The sequence below is a fragment of the Methanococcoides burtonii DSM 6242 genome (assembly GCF_000013725.1).
Lineage (GTDB): Archaea > Halobacteriota > Methanosarcinia > Methanosarcinales > Methanosarcinaceae > Methanococcoides > Methanococcoides burtonii.
Window position 1 is genome coordinate 345,481 of the sequence record NC_007955.1, and the last position, 14,395, is coordinate 359,875.

The following is a 14,395-nucleotide window of genomic DNA, read 5'->3' on the forward strand; positions in this document are numbered from 1 at the left end:
AGCCAATTCATTTCATATTGCAAACTACTACTTATGCATCCAATCAGCTTCTTACTGTCAAACGTATCTTCAAAGACAATAATAACTGGGATCAATTTTGCATTGACCATGAAGACATTCTTCGCAATGTTGAGATTGAAGAAGTCAACAAGATGTTATCTTGTAAAGATAAGAGTCGTGGTTTCTTCACTTATCAATGTGAAAGTTGTGGTAATTACAAAACGGTCTATTTTGGATGTAACAGTTGTATCTGCACAAATTGTGGTCTAAATCATACTGAAAAATGGTCTAAATCTCTCAAACGTGCAATGTTCAATGTAGTTCATAGGCATGCTGTTCTTACAATCCCGGATCTTCTGTGGGGTTTTGTTAGAAAGAATCGTTTTCTACTAAAGGTTTTGATGGATGCAGCAATTGTAGCAATTAATGACACTATTTCATTCAAGCACAGGAATGATCGTTTGCTTGCGGGTGCTATTGTCGTTCTACATCCATTTTCCAAAGATATGGGTTTTAATCCTCATCTTCATATTCTTCTAACTGAAGGTAGATTTGATATGTATGGTAAATTCATTCACCAAAAGTTCATTCATTTTAAGACCATGCGAAAAACATGGCAATACCAAGTGCTTACGAGATTCAAAGATGCCCTCTCTAAGGTTCAAGCATTCTCCCATCTTGTAAATCAACTTTTTAAAGAATATCCTGATGGATTTTATGTTCATATGCCAAAAAACTCAAGAATCACTAACAAACAAAGGATGGCGCAGTATGTCGGCAGGTATATCAGGCATCCAGCTATCGCAAATTCAAGGTTGTATAGTTATGATGGAAAATCCGTTACTTTTTGGTATAATGATCATGAAGGAGTAAGGCATTTTGTGACAATGGAATTGCAGGAATTTATTAGAGCGTTAATTCAGCATATTCCTGATCGAAATTTTAAAATGATACGGTATTATGGTGCATATAGTCGCAAAGTCAAAAAGAGATATTCAAAGTGCTTACAGAGAAGTATAAAGCAGACAAATCTCAAAGACTTCAAAAAAGTGTTGAATAAGTGGGCGCCACAGTGTTCATTTTGTGGTGGCAAAATGAAGTTTGTTTGGTATGAGAAAAGACCACCTGGGGAAATTGCGGAAGTTAATGGCAATATAAATGATCGGGGTATAGTGATGGGGTAGTCGTACCTACAATAAATTTGCACCCGAAGGGTGCTTTCTTGTCAGATACATTTTCATTTATTTCCGAAAGAGTCTCTATTTCATCAGAAGAGGTAGTACAGAGACTGTGGATAAATTTTATTGTATAAATTATATCGAAAAAACATAGACCTAAAAATCCATGAATTATAATCAATTTTATTGTTATGTTGTAGGTGTTACCAAATGGAATTGATGCAAAAGGAATTAACATAAGCGAGAAAAAGATTATAAAAAATCCAACCAACATTGAAAATGAAAAAATCGTTTCAAGATAATTTTTTTCATTTGAATACTTAATACTATCCTTATTGAAAGTATAAACAACCACCAGAACACTAACGATTGCTACAAAACTCTGCGCTACTGTACTAAAAAACCAATACCAAACATCATTGGTTATTAAAGATCCATTAAGTAATCCACCATAATCCATCAAATGTCCTAAAAGCACAAATAACGTGACGCTTAAAATCAGTCTGGCATAAATTCCATAAGATATTCGATGGTTAATTTTCATAGTAGCTCCTAAATTAATAATTCGAAATTGAACTATTGATTGAATGCAAAAAGATAAACATGTCCTGCGATCTTGCTCGCAGGAAGTCTTTGTTTAAGCAAATGGGTGCTCTGCAGAGTCCTTCTTTGCAAGTGCCTCATCTACAGTAGGTGTTCCTTCGATAGCACGCTTTAATGCAAGCTTTGTTGCTTCGTAGTTGTACTCGTAAATCTTAGCTTTGTCTGTTGCATCCCATTGGAGGAACACTGAAACGATTATCAGTAAATACTCTGCCTCTTCTTTAGGAATAATTCCCTCTTCTACACTGTCCATTACAGCTTTTGCAATGGATGCCTGGGCAGGTCCGAACATAAGGATAGCCTGGTTTGCATTTTTGATAGTTACCTTGTTCACTAAAAGGGTTGCAGGTTTTGGTAGTACATTTGGTTCAAGCACTGCAAGCAATGGTGAGTGGCCCTGTCTTGGTGATGCAAGTGAGGTCATGAATGCAGTCTCAACTGCACTTCCCTTTGTACCAACTACAATATCGATATGAGCAACCTCTGGTCCTTCTCCTACTAACGCTTCACCAATCATACTTTATGGTATTTTTGCCATGTTTATATCTCCATTTGAACTTTGTAGAAATGCCATGTTGAATACCTGAATTTAGGTGATTAAAAACCTTATCTTAGTTTTTTGTAGCAGATCTTGAGGGCTTTCTACAATGCTATGTTCACAGCTTCTAATTACCAATAGTAATTTAAATACTTAAGCTAACCAATTGGTAATCAGGTGAGAAATCATGGGACAATTGAACCACAGCCCTATAGATAAAGCAATCAAAATAATAAGCAAGAAATGGACACTTAACATCATCAGGGACATGTTTTGTGGCAAGAAACAATTTAATGAATTTTTAAAAAGTAATCCTAAACTCAGTAGTAAAGTTTTATCAGATAAATTACGTCAACTAGAACAAGACGATCTAATAGAAAAGTTAATTGTTTCCAAGACACCTTTGTCTATAGAATATCATCTAACAAGTAAGGGTAGGAATTTAAACAAACTGCTTTATGAGATCTCAGGATTCGCATATGAGGAGTTTGTTGATGAATCCACTCATGGATGTACAGAACATAGCTATAAGCTGACTAAAGAAATACTAAACATAAAGGATTGAAAAGGCTTTGTAGAAAACATAGCCAAATCAACATCTATGGGTTGAATAGAGATAATATTACAATATCGTGCAACACATCCTATGATATTTTTAAATTTGATTATTGTCCAAATATTGAGGATTTCTAAAGAGCCAAATTTATATTTAAGGGTATCATTAACATCGAGTGGGTAATTTTAACGTCCTGCAAGCAAATGTTCACAATTCTAGATCATCTCCCTGCATAATCCTTTAATTGTGATGTGGTATTTTTGCTCATTCGATTGTGATTTGCATTAGTTCTTTGAATTCCATGACGATTGATAGGTAGATATAAATAAATTTAGTTACCCACTCGATGTTGAAGAGATCCATATTTAAAAGTTAAATAATCTATATTTTTTAGATAATTATGGGATTATTTAGCACGCATCTATACTAAACTTTAATAAATTGATGTTTGGGCATGGGTTGTGCGAGCATGTTCTACAAACCCGTACAAAAAAATGGAGTTACCTATATCCTCTCAATTTATGCAGGAGGGATTCGAAACCACGAATTCCTTCTAAATCGGATTTTTAATCCGACTCATTTAATTTGGATGAGCAACTCCTAACTAACAAACTCTGTTATGCTTGTAGATAAAAGATTAAATAGCTACGATGTTTTAAGGATACCTGAAGCTCATTTTATTTTATTTTAAAACCTGTGCGTAACATAACGATATGTGTACAATATTTTAAATAAAATAACTGTTTGTATTACCGCTTGTGAGCTTTATTCGGTTTGAATATGGGAGCAGGACATATCTTATCGAAGCTTGAATTCAATTAATTGACCTTTTTAGGGTGAATGATGAAAGACCAATATGATCTAGTAGTTGTAGGTGCCGGCCCCGCAGGTTCGATCGCAGCGACAACCGCTGCTAAAAAAGGACTCTCTGTCCTTATGCTCGAGAAGCGGCAGGAGATAGGGGAACCTGTAAGATGTGCTGAAGGTGTTGGTAAAAAAAGGTTGAGACAGCACATTGAACTTGATGAGAAATGGCTGTGTGGTGAGGTTAGTAGTGCCAAGATTATTTCACCCAACGGTACAACCCTAACAATGGCTGAGGAAGATGCCGGATCTGAGGTTGGTTATGTCCTGGATCGTAAGATATTTGACCGTACCCTTGTGGAACTGAGTGGTGAAGCCGGTGTGGATATCATGGTAAAGGCAAGGGTTACCGGTCTTATCATTGAGGAAAATACTGTTTGTGGTGTTGAGATGATGCATCTTGGCAAGACCTATTCAATCCGCTCTAAGCTTGTCATCGGTGCCGATGGTGTAGAATCCAAGGTGGGCAGATGGGCAGGTATTGACACGTCATTAAAACCATCTCATATTGAAACATGTGCTCAGTTCCTTGTTAGTGGGGTTGATATTGACCAAAGCTCCTGTTATTTTTACATGGGCAACAAAGTTGCACCTGGTGGGTATGTCTGGGTGTTCCCGAAAGGTAATAACATGGCAAATGTGGGTATTGGTATTCTCGGCAGTCGTGCCGGAGAAAAGAAGCCCATTGAGTACCTGACCGATTTCGTTGAGGCAAACTATCCGAACGGCTCTATCATTGAGCAAGTTGCGGGTGCGGTTCCTGCAAGTGGTCCCATCGAAAAGACCATTGCAAATGGTCTGATGCTTGTCGGGGATGCTGCAAGGCAATCTGATCCATTCACAGGTGGTGGCATTAGCAATGCAATGGATGCCGGGCTGTATGCCGGTGAGGTTGCAGCCGAGGCTATTGCTCAGGATGATGTGTCTGAAAAGATACTTCAGAAATACGAAAAACGCTGGCGTGGGTCCTTTGGTAATGAAATTGCCAATAATCTGATCGTGAAGGAGACTTTTTTCAGTCTTTCTGATGAAGACCTTGATTCACTTGCACTATCGATAAAGGATGTCGATTTCAAGAAGATGGACCTGATCGATTTCATAGCAGCACTTTTCAAGGCTAACAAGAAGCTTCTCTGGAACTTGCGACCGTTGTTCACACAGAAGTTAAAGCAGAAGTTCTCTGGATTGACAAAATTCAAAAGGTAAGTATGGATGTTATATTTAATATCCAAATTCATTTTTTAGAGTAATATCTCAAGTTAATGTACCTGACATACGAGCACTTTAGTGTACAAAAGACTAATATCCAACTACTAACCATTCAGACCTTTGATGAGTCAGATCATATGCCCAAAATGTGGGGTGAAAACGGAAAAACTCTACAAGAACACTTGTAGGGAATGCTTTTTAAAATCATTTACTTTAGCTGAGCTTCCACTTGTCCTTCATGCAAATATCTGTGCCAAATGTGGCGCACGATTCGACAGGAACAAATGGAGGGATGTGGGTGACCTGGATGAGATAGTCATCAGGACTGTGGAAGATGCTCTTTTGATACACAACGAAGCTAAGGATGTCGAGATATATGTCAACCCCCACCAGATGACCCCTCATTTTTACAAGGTGAGGGTAGAGGTCGATGCCATGGTGGAAGGTGAATCACTCCATCAGGATCTTAGGGCCGAAGTGCGTGTGATACGTGGAGCATGTGACCGATGTAGTCGCATGGCAGGCGGTTATTTTGAAGGTATTTTACAAATACGGGCGACCAACAGGGTCCCGACAGCAGAAGAGATAGATTCCTGCAAGATGATCTGTGCTGTGATGGTAGAAAAGTTATGGAAGAAGGGGGACAGGCTTGCTTTTATAACCAACAGTAGCGATTCAAAGGATGGGGCTGATCTCTATCTTGGTTCATGTAACGCATGCCGGCACATATGCAAGAGCATCTCCAATGAGCTTGGTGGCAGTTTTACAGAATCAGCTACTTTGCATAGTCACAAGGAAGGCAAGGACATATACAGAATGACCTATGCAATGAGGTTGCCGGAATTCATGTCTGGTGATATAATTCTTTTTAAGGGCGATGTTATTGAGATCAAGAACTCAGGTAAGAATACAAAAGGTATTTCTCTGTCAACAGGTTCACGATTCCTGATCGAAACGAGTGGTCTGAAAGGGGCTAAACTTATCGCTAACCGTAAAGATGCAGTGGCTGCGGTCCTTGTGGCCGTGGAGGGTGATGATATTATGGTACTGGATCCAACTACATATCTTACGGTCACATTGAAAAAACCAATGTTCTTTTCATCTTCTGCAGGCAGTGAGATACCTGTAATAAGCACTGAGCAAGGGCTTTTCGCATTGCCTGAGGATAGTGAGCATAAACTCTAAGGTGGTGTCCGCTTCTGGAGAATGTACTTATTATCGGATATAGCAGCCGAAATATTGCTTGTTCGGCAGCTAATGCAGGTTATAATGTCTATGCCATCGATGCATTCTGTGATAAGGACCTTCAGGAGAATACAGTTGATTCCCGAGCACTTCTATCATGTGAAGATATCGACATAAAAAATATTGATAGGAAAGTCATTATCGAACTTATCGAAAGTTTCGATACCTTTCCTGATGCTATTGTTCTAGGATCAGGTTTTGAAGAACTTGATCTTTCCAGTCTTTCCTGCAGGATATTGAACAATGCTCCTGCTGTTATGAAACAGGTATCTGACAAATCTTCCTTTGCAAAAGATATGGAGTCTATGGGGATACCGCATCCGGTCTCCGGTATTGTAGATGAAGCGGAAGATATTGGATATCCTCTAATGGTCAAGCCAAAATGTGCAGGTGGGGGAAGGTTGAATCGGGTAGTTCAGGACGAATCTGAATTGAACACTGTTCTTGAAGAATTGCCTGTTATGGATCCTACATTAGAACTTGATGATATTATGATACAGGAATTCCTTTCCGGATTTCCTGCAAGTGTTTCGCTTATTGCCAATGGGAAATGTTCAGTTCCTATAGCTGTCAATGAACAGCTCATAGGCGTGCCATGGCTTTCCAGTTTACCGTTCTCATATTGTGGCAATATCACTCCTTACAGGACACCATATACTAGTCAGATGTACGAGATATCGGAGAAGCTTGCAGAGAACTTTGGGCTTGTCGGGTCTAATGGGGTGGATTTTTTGCTGACAGATAAAGGTCCTTTCGTGATCGAACTGAATGCAAGGTTCCAGGGCAGTCTTGATTCAGTGGAAATAGCTACTGGTCTCAATCTTTTTGATATGCATGTCAAGTCTTTCAATGGTATCCTTCCCACAGGTACGCCTGATATTCTAAAATATGCCATGAGGGTGGTCATGTATGCTGATCGTGCAGTTAGTATCAATGAGCCAATATGTGAAAAGATAAAGGACATGTCTATTGCTGATATTCCCACTGCGGGTTATAATGCCCTCCCGGATGATCCTCTGACCTCTATTCTTTGCAGTGGTGGTACGCGTGAAGATGTCATGGAAAAGACGCTTATTATGCGTAGCACTTTAAAGGATATATTTCAGTGAACTGCTAATTTGTCAAGCTTTAATAGTAAATTATGGACTAGATCCCAATAATAAAACTGGGTCCTACTACGAAGCTGTCAGATACTATTAAAGTATGAAAATAGGCTAAAAAAATGCTTATCTGTGTTTTCGTGGATTAGCTATAAATAACAAAATACCTAAGAAACCTAATCTTAACATATTTATCTATTCATGCTATCTTATTTACAAGGTGATATTAGTGACAGATTCAAATGATCCAGTCGTCCGGGGCTATCTACTGCAATTGATAGGTGAAGAGGGGATAGAGATGATAGAGAATATGCCGGAAGGGGAGGTCACCGATGAACAGATCGCTGAAGCCTCTGGTGTAATGCTCAATATCGTCAGAAGGACCCTTTTCATTATGAACGAGAACAATCTTGCCGTTTGCAGGAGGGAAAGGGATTCCAGCAGTGGATGGCTTACTTACCTCTGGCAGTTGGATCTTAGTGATATTGAATCACATCTGGTGAAGGAAAAGAAAAGGATAACCAAGAACCTTGAAATTAGATATAATTTTGAGGTCGATAGTGTATTCTACACTTGTCCGGAAGGCTGCGTAAGGTTCGAGTTCAAAGAAGCTAGTAAGTGTGAGTTCATGTGTCCGGCTTGCGGTGAGGATATGATGTTCGAAGACAATTCCGTCATGGTTAAAAAACTGCGTGACAGGCTTGATGCACTTGAAGCGAGCAGCTAAAGATGCTATCAGGTTCTGATGCACTGAAACTCCTTAAAGATGAAGGCTGTGCAGACAACGTTATTCGACACTGTCAGGTCGTATCAGAAACTGCTGTAAGCATTGCATGTGAGCTTCAGGAGAAAGGACAGAAGGTCGATATTCAACTTGTTGAGGTAGGTGCTTTATTGCATGATCTCGGAAGGTCGCGCACACATGGTATAAAGCATGCCATTGAAGGTGCTTCAATTGCTGAAAAGCTTGATCTTGACCCCCGTATCATCCAGATCATAAAAAATCATATTGGTGCAGGTATAACTTCTGAGGAAGCAAAGGTCATGGGTCTTCCTGAAGTTGATCATCTTCCAATAAGCACCGAAGAGAAGATCGTAGCTCATGCTGATAATCTTGTAATGGGGGATAAGCGTGTCCCGCTTGCAAGGTGTATACGGCGAATGCATGATAGGAATATTAGCAAGGAAGCTATCCAAAGGGTGCAGGCTCTTGCTGATGAGTTTAACTATTACTGATCGAAAGTATATTGCGGTCATTGATAGAAACAGTTATATAATAAAATCGCTAAAGAGGGTTTGTATTGCGGGAAGCAAACACATTTTTACCTATTGATTTTCTCGTTTTTTGTTATGAGGTATAATTAATGGATAATGATAAGCATTTAAAAGGTACAACTACTGTAGGTATAGTCTGCACTGATGGTGTAGTTCTTGCTACTGAACAGAGGGCAACCATGGGTCACTTTATCGCAAGTAAGACCGCAAAGAAGATCTATCAAATCGATGATCTGGTTGGAATGACAACTGCGGGTTCTGTAGGCGATGCTCAGCAGATTGTACGTATTATAAGTGTGGAATCCAAGCTTTTTAAGATGCGCAGACAGGAATCAATTACTATCAAAGGCATTACCACTCTTCTTTCGAATATGCTTAGTGGTCAGAGATATTATCCTCTTATGGTCCAGTTGCTTATTGGCGGCGTTGATAAGAACGGTCCTGCTATCTATTCCCTCGATGCTCTCGGAGGCAATATCGAGGAAACAAGGGCGGTTTCAACAGGTTCCGGTTCTCCAATGGCCTACGGTGTTCTTGAAGATCGCTACACCGAGGATATGACCGTAGTGGAAGGTGTTGATCTTGCCATCCGTGCTCTTCACAATGCTATGAAGAGAGATTCAGCATCAGGCGAAAACATTGATGTTGTTGTGATCACAAAGGACAAGTATGAAAGACTGGACCCTGAAGCAGTTATGAAAAAACGTGAACTATTGAACTGATCTTAAAAGGACCATTACTCTTTCGAGGTATGGTCCAATTCATACATTTTTTTAATATACTATAACATTTTTTTGACGTTTTTGAAATAGGAAGGCTGTTTAATGGCAATAGAAGACGTATTAGCGGATCTGAAAAAGAAAATTGAAGAAAAGGTCCCAGACAACACAACCATAACCAGTGTTGAGTTTGAAGGACCGCAACTCGTTGTTTATACTGAGGATCCAAAGAACTTTGCAGACAATGGCCAGATCGTGAGAACTCTCGCGAAAACCCTCCGTACAAGGATCGTTGTTCGTCCAGATCCTAAAGTATTGGTATCTCCTGAAGAAGCAATTGGGAAGATAAAGGATACTGTTCCAAAGGATGCTGTTCTATCTAATTTTCATTTTGACCCTGATGTGGGGGAAGTTGTTATCGAAGCGGAAAAACCGGGTTTGGTAATAGGTAAGCACGGTGAGACACTTCGTGAGATCACGAAAAAGATCGGTTGGACCCCTAAGGTAGTTCGTACACCTCCAATTAAATCAAGGACCGTGAAGAACATCAGAGAGTTCATGCGTACTAATCATAAAGATAGGAAGGAAATACTCAAAGCCGTAGGTCGTAACATTCACAGGGAATGTACTTCCAAGGACCACTGGGTCAGAGTGACTTCCCTTGGTGGATGTAAAGAGGTTGGCAGGAGCTGTTTCTTATTATCAACACCTGAATCCAAGATAATGATCGATTGTGGTGTGAACGTTGGTTCTGATGATAATATGACACCATACCTCTATCTGCCGGAAGTTCAGCCACTTAACCAGATAGATGCTGTTGTGATTACACATGCACACCTTGACCATCAGGGACTTGTTCCACTGCTTTACAAATACGGGTACGAAGGTCCTATCTATTGTACATCTCCTACAAGGGATATCATGACACTTCTGCAGCTTGATTTCATCGATGTTGCTGCAAAGGAGGGTAAAAAGCCTCCGTACGAATCCACAAATGTGCGTGATGCACTCAAACATACTATTGCACTTGATTATGAAGAAGTTACAGACATTGCTCCTGATGTCAAGCTGACATTCCATAATGCAGGACACATTATCGGTTCCGCAATATCACATTTCCATATAGGTGATGGATTACATAATGTAGTTGTCACTGGTGATTACAAGTATGGCCCTACCAGGCTTTTCGATCCTGCAGTGAACAAGTTCCCACGTGTCGAGACTGTAATTACCGAATCTACATACGGAGCTGCCTCAGCAGTACAGCCGTCCCTAAAGGAAGCCGAGAAGAACCTTCAACAGATCATAAAGAATACCCTCAATAACAAAGGTATCGTGCTGATCCCTGCTTTTGCTGTGGGAAGAAGCCAAGAAGTTATGATAGTTCTTGAAGATGCTATCAGGAGAGGGATCATCGATGATGTTCCTGTTTATCTCGATGGTATGATCTGGGAAGCAACGGCAATCCATGCGACATATCCGGAATATTTAAACAATAATTTAAGGAAGCTCATATTTCAGAAAGGCCAGAACCCATTCCTTGCAGAATGTTTCAAACCGGTAGATTCGAACGATCTTAGAAAGAAGATCATAGAGGACCCCCATCCATGTGTCATCCTTTCTACCTCAGGTATGATGAACGCAGGACCTGTCATGGAGTATTTCAAGGCTTTTGCACCTGACCCTAACAACACGCTTGTTTTTGTTGGTTACCAGGCAGATGGCACCCTTGGAAGACGTATCCAGAAAGGCTGGAAAGAGATACCTGTTTCATCCAAGGGTGGGACTGAAGTTGTAAAGATGAATATGGGCGTTGAGGTCGTTGATGGTTTCTCCGGTCACTCGGATAGAAAACAGTTAATGGAGTACTTCAAGAAGATGAAACCACAACCAGAACGTGTTTTCACAGAGCATGGTGATGAACGTTCATGCATCGATCTTGCAAGCTCATTACATAAAAAATATCGTCTGGAGACCCGGGCGCTTACAAACCTTGAAACTATAAGGCTGGTGTGATACTCACACCAACTGTTTTAGGAATTCCAGAAGTTCACTGTGATTATTGAATACCTTGTCTGCCTTTTCAAGCCCTTTTGGGTTAACATGGGTTGAAACAGCAACGCAATAAAGGCTTGCATTTTTTGCAGATTCCACCCCCAGTGGCGCGTTCTCTATAACAAGACATTTCTCTTTATCTACACCAAAATATTCCACAGCTTTAAGGTATGGTTCTGGGTGGGGTTTTCCATGAGCTACATCAGCGCCTGAGATGAGTAGGTCGAATATATCCGGATAGAGTTTATTGAACATTTTGTCAATTATGGGGCGGTCTGAGCCTGAAACAACAGCTAAATTGTACTTGTCCTTTTTCTCATTTAGGAAATCATACATGCCTTCAAAGGCAGTTGCTTTTTCGTATTTAAAAAAAAGCTCACGTTTTCGAACTCTTAATTTTTCGATCAGTTCGGGATCTGCGTCTCTTCCTGCCTTTTTGAAAATGAGCTCAATTATTCCTACGAAGTTTGAACCTTCTATATCATAGATATCCTGTCTGATCACGTCAATTCCAACTTCCGAGAAGGTCTGTATCCATGCATCAGCATGAAACGGCATGGAGTTCACAAGAACGCCATCTGCATCAAAGATCAAGGTGTTGAACATAGTTATCAATTCGGGATTATAGGACTTAAAGATTATTGCTTAAACATTTATTTATAAGGATTTAAAAACAGTTCTGTTTATTCAGTATCAGAAAAGATTAATAACTATACGGTACAACATATTTGATGAGGTGAAATGTATGTCTAAATTTAACAAACGTGATTCTGAACGGAAGGGTATAAAAAAAGTTGAACTGTTGGATGATAAATTAATACACGAAAACCTCGATGATCTCAAAGGAGAAGGTGGTGAAGTACTAGATTGAGCACAACAATTAAAGTCAAGATATTTCCTGATACCCCGGATGGGCAGGCAATAAATGTTCCTGATGGATCTACTTACGAAGACCTTCTAAATGTGATGGATATCAATCAGGAACTTGTCATTTTGTTGAATGATGGAAAAGCTGTCCCAATCGATGATGTTGTTATCGAAGGCACAGTTACCATACTCAAAGCTATATCGGGCGGTTAAAAGCAAAAAGCTGAATAATATGATCTAGCCTGAAAGTAACGGCTTAAATAAGTTGGATATCCTTATATAGGGATATCCTTTATTTTGCAAGATCCTTCAATTTATCGATTATACGCATTCTTGCTTCGTTCTCTTCTCGAATCTTTGATTCATAGTGTTTTACAATATTATCAAAAGGCGTTTTTAAAGTATAGATCTTTGTAGGTCTACCTTTGCCTGTAACCTTTTCATTATGGATCGAAATCCAATCGTGCTCGCGCATTGACCTCATTGCAACACTAACTTCGGGTTGACGAAGTCCAGTTTTCATTTCAATCTCTTGTGAGGATGCTTCACTCACATTTGAAAGATATGCAACAGTAGTTGCAAGGTTGCGCGTCATTCCTAAACTCTTCAACGAATCGATAATTTCTTCGCTGGAATCATCTAATAGCTTTCCACCAGTGCTAATCATGTCCATCACCGTACCATTTATGTAAGTGGTACATTAAGTACCCATTTAAGTTATGTGATTATTATATTTAAACCCATATGTATCATAGATCATTACTATGGTTTTGGTATGAGATATGCAACAATATATATAACCTTTCTTAATAAATCACACATAATCCAAACATTATTTCTATACTCGATTAATATTTAATATAAATATATAAATTTTTAATCTGTTATGTGACAATAAATGATATTAGGGCCTAAAAAAGAAATGGATAAAAGCCACAGGCTGCTCTCTATCCATTTAAATTAATCTTATTGCGATGTCAGAGTTTTTCAGCGATCTGAACCGCGTTCAGAGCAGCACCCTTAAGGATCTGGTCCCCACAGACAAAGAACTCAAGACCATGGTCCCCAAATACAAGATTCTGTCTTATCCTGCCAACTTCCACATCATACTTTTTAGTAGCGTTCAATGGCATTGGGTAGATATTGTGCTCAATATCATCCTTTAACTCAATACCTTCGACCTGTCCTAATAATTTCTTTGCATCGACAGGATCGATCGATCTTTCTGTTTCTATGACAATGCTCTCCCCATGAACTCGCATGGTGGGTATCCTTACGCATGTACAACTTATTGGGATATCAGGCTCTGAAAATATTTTCCTTGTTTCCCATACTACCTTCATTTCCTCACGAGTGTAATCGTTTTCCTGGAAGCTGTCAATATGTGGTATCGTATTGAAAGCGATGGGGTGTGCAAAGACCTTATTCTTAACTTCTTTACCTTCAAGATAGTTCTTCGTCTCTTCGGTCAGTTCACTCATGCCAGCTGCTCCAGCCCCGCTAGTCGCCTGGTAAGTACTGATAATAACCTTCTTCAATCCATATTTTTTGTGAAGTGCATACAAAGGGATCGCTGCAATGGCAGTCGTGCAGTTCGGGTTGGCAATAAGCTTAGAATTTCCGATAGCATCAGCGTTTATCTCAGGTACTACCAACGGAACCTTATCATCATATCTGAAAGCACTGCTGTTATCGATAACATAACAGTCGGCACTTGTTGCCTTTTCTGCATTTTTTTTGCTCCAGTCACCACTTATTGCAAAAAATGCAATATTCAGTTGTGAATAATCTGCCATATCAGCATTTTCAATAGTAATAGATCCAAAAAGAGTATCTATTGTTTTGCCTGCACTTCGCTCAGATGCAAAAAGCCTTAGTTGTTCTACAGGAAAGTTCCTTTCGTGTAGTACTTCTATAATTTCCTTACCCACTGCACCAGTAGCACCCATAATTCCTACATTGTAGCTCATTTTAGTTCATCCCTTAGTTGCTGGAAGTTCATAGAATCCCAATTCTTAAAAAACCTATCGACAACTCAAGTTCTAATGCTGAAAAATTCATTATTGACAAAAGCTATTTTCTAAAGCTTCCTCTGTTGACCATTTCAATTATTCTGACGAATCTCTCACCGCCGCTATATATAAGACCATGTCGGCAAAGACCATCCTTATATCGAAATATGCTCA

General features: G+C 39.5%; 16 protein-coding genes. 11 read left to right on the top strand and 5 right to left on the bottom strand.

Going from position 1 to position 14,395, the window contains the following annotated elements; all coding sequences use genetic code 11:
• Positions 1-17 precede the first annotated feature (17 nt).
• Positions 18-1,184, top strand: coding sequence for an IS91-like element ISMbu9 family transposase (locus MBUR_RS01855; protein ID WP_011498522.1), 1,167 nt, complete (start codon positions 18-20; stop codon positions 1,182-1,184).
• Here the strand turns inward: MBUR_RS01855 and MBUR_RS01860 are convergent.
• A complete protein-coding gene (locus MBUR_RS01860) occupies positions 1,144-1,722 on the bottom strand; it encodes a hypothetical protein (RefSeq protein WP_011498523.1) in 579 nt (192 codons plus the stop codon). The two genes, MBUR_RS01855 and MBUR_RS01860, sit on opposite strands and share 41 nt — an antisense overlap.
• A gap of 93 nt (positions 1,723-1,815) precedes the next feature.
• Positions 1,816-2,298, bottom strand: coding sequence for a formaldehyde-activating enzyme (gene fae / locus MBUR_RS01865; protein ID WP_011498524.1), 483 nt, complete (start codon positions 2,296-2,298; stop codon positions 1,816-1,818).
• 208 nt (positions 2,299-2,506) lie between these two features.
• On the opposite strand from fae, the gene MBUR_RS01870 reads away from it, so the two are divergent.
• The 8 genes from MBUR_RS01870 to MBUR_RS01905 all read left to right on the top strand — a co-directional run bounded on the left by MBUR_RS01870 (position 2,507) and on the right by MBUR_RS01905 (position 11,303).
• Positions 2,507-2,884 (top strand): winged helix-turn-helix transcriptional regulator, encoded by a 378-nt coding sequence (locus MBUR_RS01870; protein ID WP_011498525.1) that lies wholly within the window; start codon positions 2,507-2,509, stop codon positions 2,882-2,884.
• 834 nt (positions 2,885-3,718) lie between these two features.
• A complete protein-coding gene (locus MBUR_RS01875) occupies positions 3,719-4,945 on the top strand; it encodes an NAD(P)/FAD-dependent oxidoreductase (RefSeq protein ID WP_011498526.1) in 1,227 nt (408 codons plus the stop codon).
• Positions 4,946-5,071: 126 nt separating this feature from the next.
• Positions 5,072-6,133: a 60S ribosomal export protein NMD3 gene (locus MBUR_RS01880; protein ID WP_011498527.1), complete on the top strand. Its 1,062-nt coding sequence runs from the start codon at positions 5,072-5,074 to the stop codon at positions 6,131-6,133.
• A 296-nt stretch (positions 6,134-6,429) separates the two neighbouring features.
• Positions 6,430-7,302: an ATP-grasp domain-containing protein gene (locus MBUR_RS01885; RefSeq protein ID WP_011498528.1), complete on the top strand. Its 873-nt coding sequence runs from the start codon at positions 6,430-6,432 to the stop codon at positions 7,300-7,302.
• Between the two features lie 220 nt (positions 7,303-7,522).
• Complete coding sequence (locus MBUR_RS01890; RefSeq protein WP_011498529.1) at positions 7,523-8,020, top strand: transcription factor; 498 nt, start codon at positions 7,523-7,525, stop codon at positions 8,018-8,020.
• A 2-nt stretch (positions 8,021-8,022) separates the two neighbouring features.
• Positions 8,023-8,529 (top strand): TIGR00295 family protein, encoded by a 507-nt coding sequence (locus tag MBUR_RS01895; protein ID WP_011498530.1) that lies wholly within the window; start codon positions 8,023-8,025, stop codon positions 8,527-8,529.
• Between the two features lie 128 nt (positions 8,530-8,657).
• Positions 8,658-9,290: an archaeal proteasome endopeptidase complex subunit beta gene (psmB, locus tag MBUR_RS01900; protein ID WP_011498531.1), complete on the top strand. Its 633-nt coding sequence runs from the start codon at positions 8,658-8,660 to the stop codon at positions 9,288-9,290.
• Between the two features lie 102 nt (positions 9,291-9,392).
• Entirely contained in the window at positions 9,393-11,303 is a 1,911-nt protein-coding gene (locus tag MBUR_RS01905) for a beta-CASP ribonuclease aCPSF1 (protein ID WP_011498532.1), read from the top strand.
• Between the two features lie 3 nt (positions 11,304-11,306).
• Here the strand turns inward: MBUR_RS01905 and MBUR_RS01910 are convergent, their stop codons facing one another.
• Positions 11,307-11,948, bottom strand: coding sequence for an HAD family hydrolase (locus MBUR_RS01910; protein ID WP_011498533.1), 642 nt, complete (start codon positions 11,946-11,948; stop codon positions 11,307-11,309).
• A 139-nt stretch (positions 11,949-12,087) separates the two neighbouring features.
• Here MBUR_RS01910 and MBUR_RS14515 point away from each other — a divergent pair, with 139 nt between their 5' ends.
• Both MBUR_RS14515 and MBUR_RS01915 read left to right on the top strand, forming a co-directional pair.
• Entirely contained in the window at positions 12,088-12,213 is a 126-nt protein-coding gene (locus MBUR_RS14515) for a hypothetical protein (protein WP_269479028.1), read from the top strand.
• A complete protein-coding gene (locus MBUR_RS01915) occupies positions 12,210-12,422 on the top strand; it encodes a MoaD/ThiS family protein (RefSeq protein WP_011498534.1) in 213 nt (70 codons plus the stop codon). Before MBUR_RS14515 ends, MBUR_RS01915 begins: the two co-directional genes overlap by 4 nt.
• A gap of 79 nt (positions 12,423-12,501) precedes the next feature.
• On the opposite strand, the gene MBUR_RS01920 is transcribed toward MBUR_RS01915, so the two are convergent.
• Positions 12,502-12,876, bottom strand: coding sequence for a hypothetical protein (locus tag MBUR_RS01920; RefSeq protein ID WP_011498535.1), 375 nt, complete (start codon positions 12,874-12,876; stop codon positions 12,502-12,504).
• A gap of 310 nt (positions 12,877-13,186) precedes the next feature.
• A complete protein-coding gene (locus tag MBUR_RS01925; protein ID WP_011498536.1) occupies positions 13,187-14,179 on the bottom strand; it encodes an aspartate-semialdehyde dehydrogenase in 993 nt (330 codons plus the stop codon).
• Between the last annotated feature and the right edge of the window lie 216 nt (positions 14,180-14,395).